At 57.0% G+C, this 1,325-nt stretch carries 1 protein-coding gene and 1 pseudogene; both read right to left on the bottom strand.

All coding sequences use genetic code 11. The features are described from left to right. The coding region (locus tag QCH34_RS12790) for a complex I subunit 1 family protein (protein WP_300334694.1) at positions 1–708 on the bottom strand (708 nt) is incomplete at its 3' end. Continuing rightward, positions 702–1,325 (bottom strand): annotated as a pseudogene (locus QCH34_RS12785) (NADH dehydrogenase subunit); the annotation flags it as partial. The gene QCH34_RS12790 and the pseudogene QCH34_RS12785, both read right to left, overlap by 7 nt.

Raw genomic sequence — 1,325 nt, 5'->3', positions numbered from 1 at the left:
GAGGCCGAGGTTTTTCCCTGAGTACTCGACAAGCACTCCTCCGGCAAGCTCGGTCTCTGCTTCAGGCGTGTCGAAGGGGATCTTTGAAAGTTCGGCTGGCGAGACCCAGGCGAAGGTGAGGAGCAGAATGAAGAGCCCCACCATCCCGAGGGGTCCGACCAGAGTCCAGATCGGGTTTGCCACAATACTTGAAAGTGCGAAGGGATCAGCAACTCCCGATGAATAGAGGAGCCAGGCGACCGCTATAACAATAGAGGCTAGCGGGAGCTCGTATGCGATCATGCTCACCATCTCACGCTGTGCACCAACAGTTGCATATGGTGATCCGGAGGCAAACCCTCCGGCAACCATCGCAAGTGCCGGAACCGCAAGCAGGTACATCACCAGGATCAGATCGCCATAGCCACCGAGGATCGGCATCATCGAGCCGATCGGGAGGTACAGGAGCACCACAATCGATGAGGCGAGCGCCACGATCGGAGCGGCATTGAAGAGCGATGGGATCGCATTCTCGGGGATGATATTCTCTTTCGAGAGTAATTTCTTCAGATCAATAAACGGCTGCCGGAGCGGGGGGCCGATCCGGGCCTGCATCCGGGCAGAGATCCTTCGATCGACCCCAAGGAGGATGAGCCCAAGAGCAATCCCGATGATCGAGAGGCCGAATGCAGCCAGAATGGTGACCAGAATGGTCTCAGGACTCAGCATTCCTGAATCCTCCGTGTCTTCTCCACCGAGAGCCGATGGAGATCTTCCTTTGTCATCAGATCCCGTTTTGTACCACGGACTACAGCGACCCTGTCGGTGCAGGAGAGGCAGGGGTCAATGGATGCGACGATGATCGGGACATCAGCAAGCTGTTCGCCTTCGAGCATCGGAATCCATGAATGGAGGTTGCTGTAACTGGATGCCTTCACCTTCCACATTGCGGGAGCTTCATTGCCGTCCATTGCCACATAGTGGAGGCATTCGCCACGTGGAGCCTCGTGCCGACCGACCGCCTCACCATGGGCCTTTTTGCAGGCAGAGAGGAGCTTTGGAAGCTTCGGCTCCCAGAGGATCGGCCCTTCCGGCATCTCTTTAAGGCAGGTCTCGATGATCTCAACAGACTGTGCAACCTCAAGCAGACGCACAACGATCCTGTCATAGACATCCCCGTTGATCTCGCCCCCATAGGCAGTTGGCAGGATCGGGGAGATGTCGAGATCCCCGTATCCCGAGTATGGATAATCCACCCGCACATCCTTTGGAACACCTGATGCCCGTGCGGTTGGACCGACTGTGCACAGGTTCCGCGCTTCTTCAAACGACAGGAGGCCGCAATC

The sequence above is a fragment of the Methanocalculus sp. genome (assembly GCF_029762515.1).
In the GTDB taxonomy this organism is placed as follows: Archaea; Halobacteriota; Methanomicrobia; order Methanomicrobiales; family Methanocorpusculaceae; genus Methanocalculus.
The sequence above is the reverse complement of the archived record's forward strand: the minus strand, read 5'-3'. Positions and strand labels throughout refer to the sequence as shown.